Origin of the sequence: Corynebacterium comes (assembly GCF_009734405.1) — a bacterium.
GTDB lineage: Bacteria > Actinomycetota > Actinomycetes > Mycobacteriales > Mycobacteriaceae > Corynebacterium > Corynebacterium comes.
Genome location: NZ_CP046453.1, coordinates 1,790,532 through 1,804,314, shown reverse-complemented (window position 1 = coordinate 1,804,314; position 13,783 = coordinate 1,790,532). Strand labels below are relative to the sequence as shown.

11 protein-coding genes are annotated in these 13,783 nt (G+C 66.7%); 6 read left to right on the top strand and 5 right to left on the bottom strand.

The genetic code is table 11. The features are described 5' to 3' along the window. The first annotated feature begins 1 nt into the window (after nucleotide 1). Nucleotides 2–1,351 (top strand): DNA polymerase IV, encoded by a 1,350-nt coding sequence (locus CETAM_RS08675; RefSeq protein WP_156228492.1) that lies wholly within the window; start codon nucleotides 2–4, stop codon nucleotides 1,349–1,351. A gap of 1 nt (nucleotide 1,352) precedes the next feature. On the opposite strand, the gene CETAM_RS08670 is transcribed toward CETAM_RS08675, so the two are convergent. Both CETAM_RS08670 and CETAM_RS08665 read right to left on the bottom strand, forming a co-directional pair. Continuing rightward, nucleotides 1,353–2,675 carry an HNH endonuclease signature motif containing protein gene (locus CETAM_RS08670; RefSeq protein ID WP_156228491.1) on the bottom strand — a complete coding sequence of 441 codons (1,323 nt, stop codon included), beginning with the start codon at nucleotides 2,673–2,675 and terminating at the stop codon, nucleotides 1,353–1,355. A gap of 100 nt (nucleotides 2,676–2,775) precedes the next feature. Next, nucleotides 2,776–3,708 carry an asparaginase gene (locus tag CETAM_RS08665; RefSeq protein WP_156228490.1) on the bottom strand — a complete coding sequence of 311 codons (933 nt, stop codon included), beginning with the start codon at nucleotides 3,706–3,708 and terminating at the stop codon, nucleotides 2,776–2,778. A 128-nt stretch (nucleotides 3,709–3,836) separates the two neighbouring features. On the opposite strand from CETAM_RS08665, the gene CETAM_RS08660 reads away from it, so the two are divergent. Then, entirely contained in the window at nucleotides 3,837–4,394 is a 558-nt protein-coding gene (locus CETAM_RS08660) for a hypothetical protein (RefSeq protein WP_156228489.1), read from the top strand. On the opposite strand, the gene CETAM_RS08655 is transcribed toward CETAM_RS08660, so the two are convergent. Beyond that, a complete protein-coding gene (locus tag CETAM_RS08655; RefSeq protein WP_156228488.1) occupies nucleotides 4,391–6,052 on the bottom strand; it encodes an ABC-F family ATP-binding cassette domain-containing protein in 1,662 nt (553 codons plus the stop codon). The two genes, CETAM_RS08660 and CETAM_RS08655, sit on opposite strands and share 4 nt — an antisense overlap. 9 nt (nucleotides 6,053–6,061) lie before the next feature. Then, the gene (locus tag CETAM_RS08650) at nucleotides 6,062–6,991 is read right to left on the bottom strand and encodes a hypothetical protein (protein WP_231587410.1); all 930 of its coding nucleotides are present in this window, start codon (nucleotides 6,989–6,991) and stop codon (nucleotides 6,062–6,064) included. A gap of 48 nt (nucleotides 6,992–7,039) precedes the next feature. Between CETAM_RS08650 and lspA the strand changes: the two genes are divergently transcribed. The 3 genes from lspA to CETAM_RS08635 are packed head-to-tail and all read left to right on the top strand — an operon-like array spanning nucleotide 7,040 to nucleotide 9,023. After that, nucleotides 7,040–7,549 carry a signal peptidase II gene (gene lspA, locus CETAM_RS08645; protein ID WP_197085843.1) on the top strand — a complete coding sequence of 170 codons (510 nt, stop codon included), beginning with the start codon at nucleotides 7,040–7,042 and terminating at the stop codon, nucleotides 7,547–7,549. Continuing rightward, nucleotides 7,546–8,472, top strand: coding sequence for an RluA family pseudouridine synthase (locus tag CETAM_RS08640; protein ID WP_156228486.1), 927 nt, complete (start codon nucleotides 7,546–7,548; stop codon nucleotides 8,470–8,472). The genes lspA and CETAM_RS08640 overlap by 4 nt, the downstream gene beginning before the upstream one ends. Continuing rightward, nucleotides 8,469–9,023, top strand: coding sequence for a hypothetical protein (locus CETAM_RS08635; RefSeq protein ID WP_156228485.1), 555 nt, complete (start codon nucleotides 8,469–8,471; stop codon nucleotides 9,021–9,023). Before CETAM_RS08640 ends, CETAM_RS08635 begins: the two co-directional genes overlap by 4 nt. Here the strand turns inward: CETAM_RS08635 and rarD are convergent. Next, complete coding sequence (rarD, locus tag CETAM_RS08630; RefSeq protein ID WP_156228484.1) at nucleotides 8,995–9,849, bottom strand: EamA family transporter RarD; 855 nt, start codon at nucleotides 9,847–9,849, stop codon at nucleotides 8,995–8,997. The two genes, CETAM_RS08635 and rarD, sit on opposite strands and share 29 nt — an antisense overlap. 308 nt (nucleotides 9,850–10,157) lie before the next feature. Here rarD and dnaE point away from each other — a divergent pair, with 308 nt between their 5' ends. Next, nucleotides 10,158–13,724 carry a DNA polymerase III subunit alpha gene (gene dnaE, locus CETAM_RS08625; protein ID WP_156228483.1) on the top strand — a complete coding sequence of 1,189 codons (3,567 nt, stop codon included), beginning with the start codon at nucleotides 10,158–10,160 and terminating at the stop codon, nucleotides 13,722–13,724. Nucleotides 13,725–13,783 lie beyond the last annotated feature (59 nt).

The window sequence follows — 13,783 nt, the reverse complement described above, 5'->3', positions numbered from 1 at the left end:
CATGCAACGCTGGGTCCTCCACATCGACATGGACGCCTTCTTCGCGTCCGTCGAACAACTGACCCGCCCGACGCTGCGGGGCCGCCCGGTGCTGGTCGCCGGCGTGTCCGGCAGGGGAGTTGTCGCGGGTGCCAGCTACGAGGCCCGCAGGTTCGGAGCCCGTTCCGCCATGCCCACCCAGCAGGCCGCACGTCTCGTCGGGTATTCGGCGGTGCTGGTGGCACCGAGGATGCCGGTCTACGCGGCGGCGTCGAGACGCGTCTTCCAGCTGATCTCCTCACGGGTCGACGTCGTCGAGCAGTTGTCCATCGACGAGGCCTTCATGGAACCCGCCGAACTCGTCGGCGCCACCGAGTCTGAAGTCATCGGATGGGCCGATGCTCTGCGCGCGCACATCTGGGAGGAGACAGGTCTGCCCTCGTCGATCGGCGCAGGAACCGGTAAACAGTACGCCAAGATCGCGTCCGGACGGGCCAAACCGGACGGCACTTTCGTCATCCCGGGGGACCGTCAGCTGGAGATCCTCCGTCCCATGCCGGTGTCCGAGCTGTGGGGGGTCGGTCCGGTGACGCAGGCGCGGCTCGCCCAGATCGGCGTGCACACCATCGGCGACCTCGCGGACCTTCATGAACGCGAGGTCACCATCTCCCTCGGCGGCACCACCGGACCGCAGCTGTGGAACCTCGCCCGAGGCATCGACGACCGTCCCGTCGCCCCGCGTGCGGAGGCGAAGCAGATCTCCGCCGAGCACACCTATCCCCGGGACCTGAGCACGCACGCGGAGGTCGACGCCGCGATCAACCGCGCCGCTGAAGCCGCCCACCGTCGCCTGCTTCTCGACGGCCGCGGCTCCCGCACCATCACGGTCAAGCTGAGAATGGCGGATTTCCGAATCGAGTCCCGCTCCGCGACCCTGTCCTACGCCACCGATGACCTGGCGACCCTCCGGGCGACCGCATTTCGACTGGTCCGCTATCCCGACGAGGTGGGGCCCATCCGGCTGGTGGGGGTCGGGTACTCGGGTCTGGAGTCCGCCCGCCAGGACGTGCTCTTCCCGGAACTGGACCGCCAGATCGTCCCCACCACCGACCATGCGGCTGACCAGGTCGTCGAGGTCACCCGGGAAGCCACCGAGGATGGTTGGCGGGCCACCCAGGACGTGCACCACCCGGACTTCGGGCACGGCTGGGTCCAGGGCGCCGGCCACGGCATCGTGTCGGTACGCTTCGAGACCCGCGCCACCGGGCCTGGCGTCACCCGTACCTTTCCGATCGATGATCCGGATCTGCATGCGGCTGACCCACTGGCGAGCCTCGCCTGGGAGGAGTGGTTCGCACAGCAGGACGACTGACTCAGTTCGGCGGCCACTGGAAGGCTGAGGTAGGGGCCTGCGGTTCTGGTTCCGGTGGTGAGTCATTGAGCTGCTGATAGGCCTCGAACTCCTCTGCGGCAGCCCGGGCGGCGGCGGATTCCTGTCGACGTGCCCGACGCTGGCTGAAGGTCTGGACCCAGTGCTTCTCGGTCGGTGCCAGTGGGCCGGTTGCCCGATCAACAGCGTAGGTGCCGTCGGCGAAGTGCCAGTAGACGTCTCCGGTGATGTGGTCCAGGAGGTAGACGGCCTGGACGTCGGTCTTCCGGTTGTGGTGGTGAGGGCAGAGCGAGGCCAGGTTAGAGGGTGAAGTCGGGCCCTCCGGCCAGTTGATGCGGTGGTCGGGCTGGCACCAGCGGGCTGAGTTGTTGCAGTCAGGCCAGCGGCAGACCCAGTCCCGGCCGATGAGATAGGCACGGATGTAGTCGTTGGGTCTGTAGCCGGGGATGTCAGTGTCGCGGGCAGGGTCGATGTCCTGTGTGAGGGTGGCCAGGTCGATGAGGGTGTCGGCGGCCTCGGAGGTGAGGACCCCTGCTGTGGGGTGGAAGACGGGGGAGGAGTCCACATCGTGTGCCCGGTAGAGGTTGAGCGTCACTGTGGTCGTGGTGTTGCTGAGCAGAAGGTCGACCATGGCGCGGGCCCTGGATGTTCCGTTGCTCCGGGCTGCCTGGGTGACGGCGTCATGGACGAGGCTGCCGGTGGCCTGGTTGAGGGTGAGCTCGAAGCGCATGTCGCCGTTGGCCAGGGTATCCAGGAAGTACTCCTCGGGCCCCGGGGTGGCTGCGGGGAGTGAACGCAGCAGTGCGGCAGGATCCGTCTCCTCCGGCACTTCGGGGACCTGCAGCATACGGATGACCGCCTGGATGACGCGTCTGATGTCTGCGGCGGCGGGAAGAAGCTGCTGGGGCCGGCTGGGGGTGAAGCGGGCGACGAGTTCCTCGTCGAGCACCCGCCAGTAACCGGGGTCGTGATAGAGATCGGAGTGGGCGTCGGCGATGGCCTTGTCGATGACGGTCAGCCGGTACATGTCCAGCAGGGGCCTCGCCGTGATCATCGTCTTGAGGCCGGGAAGCCGGTCAAGGGTCTGCATGGCATCGAGGTTTGCGGTGAGGTGACGTTTGCTCATCCCGGTGGAACGGGTGAGTCGGGCGGCGATGGTGGTCCAGTCCTGGGGAGTGCTGTGGTCGTAGGTGGCCGGCAGACAGGTGCGCCAGAAATCGAGATCTGCGGCGATGGTCCTCAGGCGGGCGACGGCGATGGGATCGTCGGGATTGTGCATGGCCCAGGATGCAGGGGTGGCGGTCAAGGGATAGGCACCTCCTCACGAGGCGTGTCTCGTTCGTGTGTTCGAGACTCAAGCTATGCCACCACCCCGACACAGGGGGTGGCCATCGGGGGTGGCCTGCCTAAAGCAGCAGGTCGCGGACGTCTTTTCCGGTCGCCAGTGCGGCGACGAGCGCCATGCGTGCCTGTCCCGCCCGCAGATGGCCCGCGCTGATCGCGCCACGGGAACCCAGGGTGGCGCCGCCTCCGCCGCCGCCGTAGGCGAGGGTGACTTTGCCGGCGGGAACCCGGGTGGTGATCACCACCGGGATACCCGAGTCGAGGGCGTCGGCGACGCCGGCGCCCATGTCAGGGCCGATGTTCCCGGCACCCAGGGCTTCGACGACGAGGCCTCGGGCTCCGGCGGCGAGGGCGGCGTCGACCAGCGAACGGTCGGCGCCGGCCCAGGAGGCGAGCACGGGCACGTTGAAGCCGGCCAGGGGAGCGACCGGAACGGGCGCGGGGCGGCGGGATTCGCGCGGGACGCCGGACATGAAGCCGTCGAGGTCGGTGGTGTGGCGCTTGAGGGCGCCGCGGGCGGGGATGGTCCAGCCACCGAAGGCGATGAGGGCGCCCTGACGGCGGGCGAGCGGATCGGCGGCGAGACGGAGGGCGTCGACGAGGTTGCCGGGGCCGTCGGAACCCGGGTGATCGAAGGCGCGCTGGGAGCCGGTGAGCACGACGGGGCGCTCATCGGCGTGGAAACAGTCGAGCGCGAAGGCGGTGTCCTCCATGGAATCGGTGCCGTGGGTGATCACCACCCCGTCGATGTCCGGGGAGGCCAGGGCTTCGTGCACGGCAGCGATCAGGCCGTCGAGATCTGCCAGGGTGATGGCCGAGGAGTCCAGCCTGGTGAGCTCGCGGACGGTGATGTCCGCCGAGGTCAGGGGGTGGGGGAGGAGGTGGACGACGGCGTCGAGAAGCTCCTGCCCGGTGACCGTGGGGCGCAGGGTCCCGGAGTCGTCGGTGGTGCAGGCGATGGTGCCGCCGGTGGTCAGCAACGCAATGCGGGTCATGGAACCACACTGCCACAGGAGGGCCCCGGAAAGTGTTGTCACAAATGCATAACGTGTACCATCGTGTCGAATGCGGGCACCGGAATCCGAAGACCAGTGGTGCCCCGAACTGAGGAGAGTCTTTTTCCGTGAAGCTGACCAAGATCACCGCGATCACCGCCGCACTCGGTGCTGCACTGGCGCTGACAGCCTGCGGCTCCGACGAGGGCAACGGCGCCACCACCACCACCGCCGCCACCACTGAGACGACAGCCGCCACCACCACTGCGGCGGCCCCCGCGCTGCCGACCGCGGAGGAGCTCAACGCGATTCTGGCCAGGGCCACCGACCCGAACATCCCGCTGGAGGAGAAGGTCAACACCGTCCAGAGCGGCGAGCAGGCCCCCGAGCTCTTCGACGTCATGGCAGCCTCCCAGGCGGAGTCCGGCGCCCAGTTCCAGGTGGTCAACCCGGTGCTGCCCGGCTACACCCCGGACTCGGTGCTGGCCTCGGTGAACTTCATCCTCCCGGAAAATGAGGCACAGCCGGCCGAGAACGTCGAGTTCATCTACGAGGGAGACACCTGGAAGCTGTCCCAGTCCTGGGCGTGCACCCTGATCACCAACACGGTCTCCCCGGAGCAGGTGCCCCAGATGTGTCTGGACTTCTCCACGGCCCCGGAGCCGGAGTCGGAGCCCGCTCCTTAATCGTCCCGGCGGCCCGGCAGTGAGAGTATCTTGCCGCGGCCGCTGGTCCGTACCGCCCACCGACGGCGGATCCACCGGTCATGGGTGGCCAGGAGCACCGTGCCCGGGAACTCCTCCAACGCCTCCTCCAACTCCTCCGCGAGGGCGAGGGAGAGATGGTTGGTGGGCTCGTCGAGAAGCAGAATGTCCGGTGGGGACGCCAGGATGACGCCCAGCGACACCCTCCTGCGCTGGCCCAGTGACAGTTCGCCGAGGGGGCGGGCAGCGGTCTCGGCATCCATCAGGCCCATCTCGACGAGGGTGGGGGACTTCGGCGGCACCTTCGCCGCGAAGATCTCCTCGGCCGGGGTGTCCAGGTCAATCCATTCGTCATCCTGGCTCAGCCGGGCGATGCTCACCTCCTCAGGGATGCGCAGCAGACCCTCGGTGATCTGCATCTTGCCTTCCACCGCCTTCAGGAACGTCGATTTTCCTGCGCCGTTGGGGCCCTCGACGAGCCAGTGTTCGCCCGGCTGGACGGTCACCGTCAGGGGGCCCAGACGGTCGCCCACCCACAGATCCCTCGCCACCACGGCGGGCTCGCCCAGCGAGGCCAGCGTGGTGTGCTCCGGGATGCCGTGGAATGTGAGTCGGGCGGGTGGCGGCGGAAGCTCGTCCCGTTCCAGGGCCTCGAGGCGGTTGCGGGCGGAACGCAGCCGGTTGCCCAGCGTCTTTGCGGCGCGGTCGGCGTAGAACTTGTCCGAGATCCGTGACTCCGACTTGGACACCTCCCGGTGGAAGATATCCGATTCACCCTGGTCCGAGGCCTTCTCCAGCCGGGAACGCTCATGCTCCTGCGCCACGTAGAGCTCCTCCCACCGGCGGCGGATGTCCTCGCGGGACTGCAGGTAGTCGGTGAAGGATCCGGTGAACAGGGTGCCCTGCCGGGTGCCCTCTCCGGTGCCGCCCTCATGACCCAGCCCGGGATCCAGGTCGACGAGCGAATCGGCGGCCTTGTCCAGGAAGAAACGGTCGTGGCTGGCCACCAGCACGGGGCCGCGGAATTCCTTGAGCTCGTTGATCAGGAAGTCCACGCCCTCATCGTCGAGGTGGTTCGTCGGCTCGTCGAGCACCATCGCGTCGACCGGGCGCAGCAGGAGCGCGGCCAGTGCGAAACGACGACGCTGACCTCCGGACATGTCACCCAGCCTGGTCTCCAGCGGCACCTTCGCCAGTCCCAGACCTGCCAGTACCGAAGCGATGCGTGCGTCCAGCTCCCACACGCCTGTCTGCTCCGCCATGGCCAGCGCGGCGTCAAATGCGTCCGCCAGATCCGGCTCGTCCGCCAGGCGCGCGGAGATGTCGCCGATCTGCTTCTCGATGTCCCGCAGCTCCGACACCGCGGCGTCGATCAGCGCGGAGGCCGGCGAGGAGAGCGGAAGCTGCGTCTCCTGTTCGATGAAACCCGTGACGGGTGGAGTGGTGATGTCGCCGACGTCAGGTTCCAGAACCCCCGCGACCAGATGCAGCAGGGTCGACTTTCCCGCACCGTTCTCGCCGATCAGGCCGGTCACGTGCTCGGAGGGCACGGCGAAGGTGATGTCGGTGAGCACGCGCCGGAGAGAACCCGGGTACGTGAAGCTGACACCGTCGAACTTGAGGTGGTGGGGGGAGGCCATGATCGTTCCTTAGCTGTCGGTGAAGGCCAGGGAGGTGGTGGTGTCCTGGACCACGCGGACGTCGGAATCCGCTCCGCCGTAGACGACACGGGTGGTGTAGGACACGCGGCCGTCGACCGGAAGCGGGCTGTTCAGGTCGACGGTGAGGGAGCCTTCGCTGGTGGTGTTCGAGTTGAGGACATTGAGGGACTGTCCGTCCTCCATCGTCAGGGCGCCGATCGCCGGGCGTTGCTGGACGTCGACGTCGAGCTCGATGCGGTCGCCGCTGATCGAGGTGATCGTGTACGTGATGTTCTGCAGGAGGGTGGACTCGCCGGTCACGCGGGAATCCACCGACCAGGTCGCGCCGGGGCCGACCGCCTCGGCCGGGAAGACCACCGGCAGGGAGAGCAGCTTCATCAGGGCCTGCTCGACCTGGGAACGGCCCTCGTCGGTCGCATCCTTCGGCGCGGCCAGGCGCACGGTCGACACCTGGCCGTCATCCTCGGCGCGCCAACCCAGGAGGAATCCCTCGGCGGAGCGGATGTCGTCGGTCAGCTCCAGGTTGGTGCTCGACGGCCGCCCGACGCGGAACTCCACGTCACGCGAGGCATCCCGCTCGCCTTCCCCGGCCTCTCCGGCAGCGGTGGTGGCGCCGGTGAGGGGGACGGTGATCCGCTGGACGTCCCCACCCGCGGGGGCCTGGACGTCCACGGCGTCCGCCTGCATGAGGGACTGGCCCAACCCTTCGGCGACCTCGACCTCGACGGTCTGTTCCTCAGCGTCGACATCCTGATAGGTGAGCACCCGCTCACCGGTGCCGGCGGTCTGGACGGTGACCCGTGAGGCGTCGACGGGCAGGCCTACGGCCGGCTCGATCGAAGGATCGGTCTGCTCAGTGGAACAGGCCGTGAGGGCCAGAACGGTCGCGGCGGCGACCATGATACGGAAGAACTGCACCTCATCAACGCTACCTGAGGTGGACCCCGACGGTCCCGTTGGGGAATGATGGTTGCCGTGAGCACGAGAACCCCGAGACCATCCGAAAAATACGTCACCTTCATGGCGGTGATCATTCTCGGGGTTGCGGTCATCGACCAGGCCACGAAGGCGCTCATGCTGTCCTGGCTGGAGCCCGGTGTGCCGGTGCCGATCCTCGGGGACTGGTTCCGCCTCCTCCTCCTCTTCAACCCCGGCGCGGCCTTCTCCATGGGGGAGAACTCCACCTGGTTGTTCACCACCATCCAGCTGACGTTCGTGGTCGCCATCGCCTTCGCAGCACCGAAGATCCGCGACCGGGGCACGGCGCTGGGGTTGGCATTCATCGCCGGCGGCGCCCTGGGTAACCTCACCGACCGTCTCTTCCGGGAGCCGGGTTTCTGGTTCGGCCACGTCGTGGACTTCATTTCCGTCGGCGGTTTCGCGGTGTTCAACCTGGCGGATTCCGCCATCACCCTCGGTGTCGTTGTCTTCGTCATCGCCATGTTCGCCGACGAGCGTCGAAAGGTCGAGGCATGAGCCGCGAAACGCGCAACCTTCCCGTCCCGGAGGGCCTGGTCGGCATGCGTGTCGACGCCGCCCTCTCCCGACTCCTCGGACTCTCCCGCACCGTCGCGGCGGATCTCGCCGCCGACGGCGATGTGCTTGTCGACGGCCGCGAGGTCGGCAAGTCCGACCGGCTCATCGAGGGCGCGTGGCTGGAGGTGACCCTTCCTGCCACCGCGTCGCCGGTGACTCCGAAGGAGGAACTCATCGAGGGAATGGACATCCTCTACGCCGACGCGGACATCATCGCCGTGAACAAACCCGTCGGCGTCGCCGCACACCCGACCGTCGGCTGGGACGGGCCCAGCGTCGTCGGTGGCCTGGCTGCCGCCGGTTTCCGCATCTCCACCTCGGGTCCGCCGGAGCGCAAGGGAATCGTCCAACGCCTGGACGTGGGGACCTCCGGCGTCATGGTCGTCGCCGCCTCCGAGCGCGCCTACACAGTCCTGAAGAACGCCTTCCGCGACCGCACGGTGAAGAAGATCTACCATGCCCTGGTCCAGGGCCATCCCGACCCGTTCACCGGCACCATCGACGCGCCCATCGGCCGGCACCCCTCCGCCGGCTGGCGCTTCGCGGTGACCACCGACGGCAAGGCCGCCGTCACCCACTACAAGACGATCGAGGCCTTCCGCGAGGCGACCCTCCTCGAGGTCAGCCTGGAGACCGGTCGCACCCACCAGATCCGCGTCCACATGTCCGCCATCGGTCACCCCTGCGTCGGCGACCCCATGTACGGTTCCGACCCGAACCTGGGGGAGCGCCTCGGGCTGATCCGCCAGTGGCTCCACGCCGTACGCATCGGTTTCCAGCACCCCGGCACCGGCCGGTACATGGAGATCGAGGCCCCGTACCCCGCTGACCTGGCGCATGCGCTCGAAGTGATCCGCGGATGATCCGCCGCATCGTCGCGATCCTGGCCATTGTCGCCCTGGCCGGTGCCCTGGTGCTCGCCTTTCTCGACGACGCCACCCATAAGCCCGTCGCTCCGCAGGGCGACATGCTGGGCACGGAGTCGGGGGAGCCCTTCTCCTCCTACGTCGGGCGTGCGGACCGGTCGCTCGCGGACGCTGATCAGAGCGCTTATGCCCTCATCACCTTCGCGCAACCGTTGACGCCCGCCGAAGCGGAGTCGGTGCTCACGGGGATCGGGCGGGTCAACGCGATGATCGTGGCGCTGGCCTCGCCTTTCGCCCTGCCGGAACCCATCGCCGGTGAGACCCGCGCCGACGTCTTCCAGCGTGAACTCGACCGCATCGCCGACAGCCTCGCCGGTGTGGGGGATGTCCCTGTCCCCGAGCGTATCGACGCCGTCGTCGTCCGTGACACGGGCGACGTCCTGCGCGCGGTTGCGGGTGCGCCGGAGATCGCGGCGGTTGAGGTCCTCCCGCCGGACGCCGCCTGGGGCAGGTTCGGGGTCAGGCCGGTCGACGTGACCGGCGGGTGAGGTCGAACAGATAGATCGCCACCGCGATCCAGATGATGATGAACCCCGCCCAGCGGGCGGGGGAGAGGTACTCCTGGGTGACCAGCAGCGCCCAGAGCATCTGCATCGTGGGGGTGAGGTACTGGATCATGCCGATGGTCGACAGCGGCAGATGCTTGGCTGCCTTGCCGAACAGGAGCAGGGGAAGAGTGGTGATCAGGCCGGAGAGCACCAGCAGCGTGGTGTGCCCGGGGCCTTCGCTGGTGAAGGTGCCCTGGCCGGTCGACTCCAGCCAGATGATGAAGACCAGCGCGAGGGGCGCGAGGACGAGCGTCTCGGCGGCCAGCGAAGCCGTGGGGGAGACGGTGATCTGCTTCTTCACCAGGCCGTAGAAGCCGAAGGTGATCGCCATGCCGATGGCCATCACGGGGGCCTGGCCGGAGAGGAACGTCAGTTGAAAGACACCGACCGCAGCGATGGCCACCGCCGTCATCTGGGGTCGGCTGAGCTTCTCCCTGAGGAACAGGACCGCGAGGACCACCGACAGCAACGGGTTGATGAAGTAGCCCAGCGCGGCGTCGGCAACGTGGTTGCTGTTGACCGCCAGGACGTAGATCCCCCAGTTCGAGGAGATGAGCAGGCCCGCCGCGATGAGCTGGAGCCAGGTACGTCCCGAGGCGTGGCGTAGCTCGCTCCATCCCCGCAGCGCTGTGAGCGCCACCATCATGATCACCGCGGTCCACAGAATGCGGTGGGCGAGGATCTCCACCGGACCTGCGGGCAGCAGCAGCGGGAAGAATGCCGGGAACAGGCCCCACAGCAGGTAGGCGAGCAATCCGTAGACCATGGGAGGACATGCTACCCGGAGGTATGATCAAAAACTCGCTACGGTGACGGCACGAGGATCCCCGAGATCATCTCCGGAAACGTTCCCGTCTGTATCTCCGATCTGTGACAGCGTGGTTGTCTCCCAGATCGGGACCCGGAACCGGATACTTCAGCCTCTCCATACAGCGTTGCGAACGGTGGACGGCTTTGTGGGCAATCTCCGTGAACTCCGTGAGACGGCGGGACTGCCCGACACCATCTGTGCTGCTCAGCCGCGGGACATCGGTGTAATTTACCTCCCGTGAACGACTGGCTAGACTCACTCCCATGGTCAAGAACTCTTCCTTCGTTCATCTGCACAACCACACTGAGTTCTCGATGCTCGACGGCATGGCGAAGATCGACATGCTGGCGGAGGAGGTCAGCCGGCAGGGGATGCCCGCGGTCGGCATCACCGACCACGGCAACATGTTCGGTTCAGACGCCTTCTACCGGGCGATGACGGATGCGGACGTGAAACCGATCATCGGCATCGAGGCGTATCTGGCGCCGGAGAGCCGCTTCAACAAGACCCGTGTGCGTTGGGGTGAACCCCACCAGAAGTCCGATGACGTGTCGGCCTCCGGTGCGTATCTCCACCAGACGATGATCGCGGAGAACGCCACCGGCCTGCGGAATCTCTTCTATCTCTCGTCGATGGCCTCCTACGAGGGGCAGCTGGGCAAGTGGCCGCGCATGGACGTGGACCTCATCGCCGAGCGCGCCGACGGCATCATCGCCACCACCGGCTGCCCGTCCGGCGATGTGCAGACCCGTCTGCGTCTGGGGCAGTTCGACCAGGCGCTCGAGGCCGCCGCGATGTGGCAGGACATCTACGGCCGCGACAACTACTTCCTCGAGCTCATGGACCACGGTCTGCACATTGAACAGCGGGTGCGGCGGGAACTGCTGGAGATCGGCAAGAAGCTCGACCTGCCGCCCCTGGTCACCAATGACTGCCATTACGTCCTGGAGTCCCAGGCGCAGGCGCATGAGGCGATGCTCTGCGTCCAGACCGGAAAGACGCTCAGCGACCCCGACCGCTTCAAGTTCGACGGCACCGGCTATTACATCAAGACAGCCGAGGAGATGCGTTCGCTTTTCGACGACACCGTCCCCGACGGCTGCGACAACACCCTGTGGATCGCCGAGCGTGTCCAGGACTACGGCGAGATCTGGGAGGCCCATCCGCACGACCGCATGCCGGTGGCGGAAGTCCCGGAGGGGCACACCCCGACGACGTGGCTGCACCACGAGGTGATGGAGGGACTGCGGGAGCGTTTCAAGGGCGCCGAGGTCCCCCAGGAGTACATCGACCGAGCGAACTTCGAGGTCGAGGTCATCGACATGAAGGGGTATCCGTCCTACTTCCTCATCGTCGCGGAGATCATCAAGCATGCACGTTCCATCGGCATCTGGGTCGGCCCGGGCCGTGGTTCGGCCGCCGGATCCCTGGTCGCCTATGCGCTGACCATCACGAACATCGACCCGATCGAGCACGGCCTGCTGTTCGAGCGCTTCCTCAACCCCGAGCGACCGTCGGCACCCGATATCGACATCGACTTCGATGACCGTCGACGCGGTGAGATGATCCGCTACGCCGCCGACCGCTGGGGCGAGGACAAGATCGCCCAGGTGATCACCTTCGGCACGGTGAAGACGAAGCAGGCCCTCAAGGACTCCGCCCGGGTGCAGTTCGGCCAGACCGGCTACCAGATGGCGGACCGCATCACCAAGGTCCTGCCGCCGGCCATCATGGCCAAGGACATCCCGCTCTCAGGCATCACCGATCCCTCACACGAGCGCTACAACGAGGCCGGTGAGGTCCGCAGCCTCGTCGAAACCGACCCCGATATCCGCAGGATCTACGAGACCGCCCGGGGTCTCGAGGGCGTCGTCAGGCAGGCGGGCGTCCACGCCTGTGCGGTGATCATGGCGAGCGTGCCGCTGCTCGAGCACATCCCCATGTGGAAGCGCCCGGCCGACGGTGCGCTCATCACCGGTTGGGACTACCCGGCCTGCGAGAACATCGGCCTGTTGAAGATGGACTTCCTGGGGCTACGGAACCTCACCGTCATCGGTGACGCCCTGGAGAACATCAAGAGCAACCGCGGGGAGGATCTCGATCTGGAATCCCTCGCCGTGGAGGACAAGGCCACCTATGAGCTACTGGGCAGGGGAGACACCCTCGGCGTGTTCCAGCTGGATGGCGGCGGCATGCAGGAGCTGCTCAAGCGCATGCAGCCCACCGGCTTCAATGACATCGTCGCCTCCCTGGCCCTCTATCGACCGGGACCGATGGGCGTCAACGCCCACTGGGACTACGCGGACCGCAAGAACGGGCGGAAGCCGATCGAGCCGATCCATCCCGAGCTGGAGGAACCGCTCAAGGAGATCCTCGGCGAGACCTACGGTCTCATCGTGTACCAGGAGCAGATCATGAGGATCTCGCAGAAGGTCGCGAACTACACAGCCGGTGAAGCCGACGGCTTCCGTAAGGCCATGGGCAAGAAGAAGCCGGAGGTGCTGGAGAAGGAGTACGCCAAGTTCGCCGCCGGAATGAAGACCAACGGCTTCGGTGCGGAGGCGATCAAGGCGCTGTGGGACACGATCCTGCCCTTCGCCTCCTACGCGTTCAACAAGTCCCATGCCGCAGGTTACGGCCTGGTGTCCTTCTGGACGGCCTACCTCAAGGCGCACTTCGCGCCCGAGTACATGGCGGCACTCCTGACTTCCGTGTCCGACAAGAAGGACAAGTCCGCGATCTACCTCTCCGACTGCCGCCACCTCGGCCTGAAGGTGCTTTCCCCGGACATCAACGAGTCGGAGAATGACTTCGTCGCGGTGGGCGAGGACATCCGCTTCGGCCTGGGCGCCATCCGTAACGTCGGACATGAAGTGGTCGAGTCGATCGTCGAGACGCGGAAGGTGAAGGGGCATTTCTCGAGTTTCTCCGACTACCTGGAGAAGATCGACCTTCTGCCCTGCAACAAGCGCATCACCGAGTCCCTCATCAAGGGCGGTGCCTTCGACTCGCTCGATCACTCCCGCAAGGGCCTCATGCTCATCCACGAAGACGCCGTCGATTCGGTGCTCGCCACCAAGAAGGCCGCCGACAAGGGGCAGTTCGACCTCTTCGCCGGATTCGGCGGCGACGACGGGGACGACGCCGTCGCGAGTGTGTTCGCCATAGAGGTTCCCGAGGACACGTGGGAGCGCAAGCACGAGCTCGCCCTCGAGCGCGAGATGCTCGGCCTCTACGTCTCCGGCCACCCCCTCGACGGTTTCGAGGAGGCCCTCGCTGCGCAGATCGACACGCCGCTGACCACCATCCTCGCCGGGGAGATGCGCCACGGTGCGGAGGTCACCATCGGCGGCATCATCTCGGGCGTCGACAGGCGATTCTCCAAGAAGGACGGCTCGCCGTGGGCGATCGTCACGGTGGAGGACCACAACGGCGCCCAGGTGGAACTGCTGGTGTTCAACAAGATCTACGCCCTGGTGGCCTCCCAGATCGTCGAGGACAACATCATCCTGGCCAAGGCGCACATCTCCATTCGCGACGACCGCATGTCGCTGTTCTGTGACGACCTCAAGGTTCCCGAACTGGGTCCCGGCAACGGTGCCGGCCTGCCGTTGCGCCTGAGCATGCGCACCGATCAGTGCACCGTGGACAACATCAAGAAGCTCAAGGAGGTCCTGGTGGCCAACGTCGGCGACTCGGACGTCTACCTCAAGCTGATCAGCGGTGAGGAATCCACGATGATGATCCTCGGCGAGCATCTGCGTGTCGACCGTTCCGGATCGTTGATGGGTGACCTCAAGGCGACGATGGGGCCGGGGATCCTGGGCTGACGTGCCAGGGGGACCCGACTGCATGAAAATCATGAGGCGGATCGGGAACGCCGCCGGAC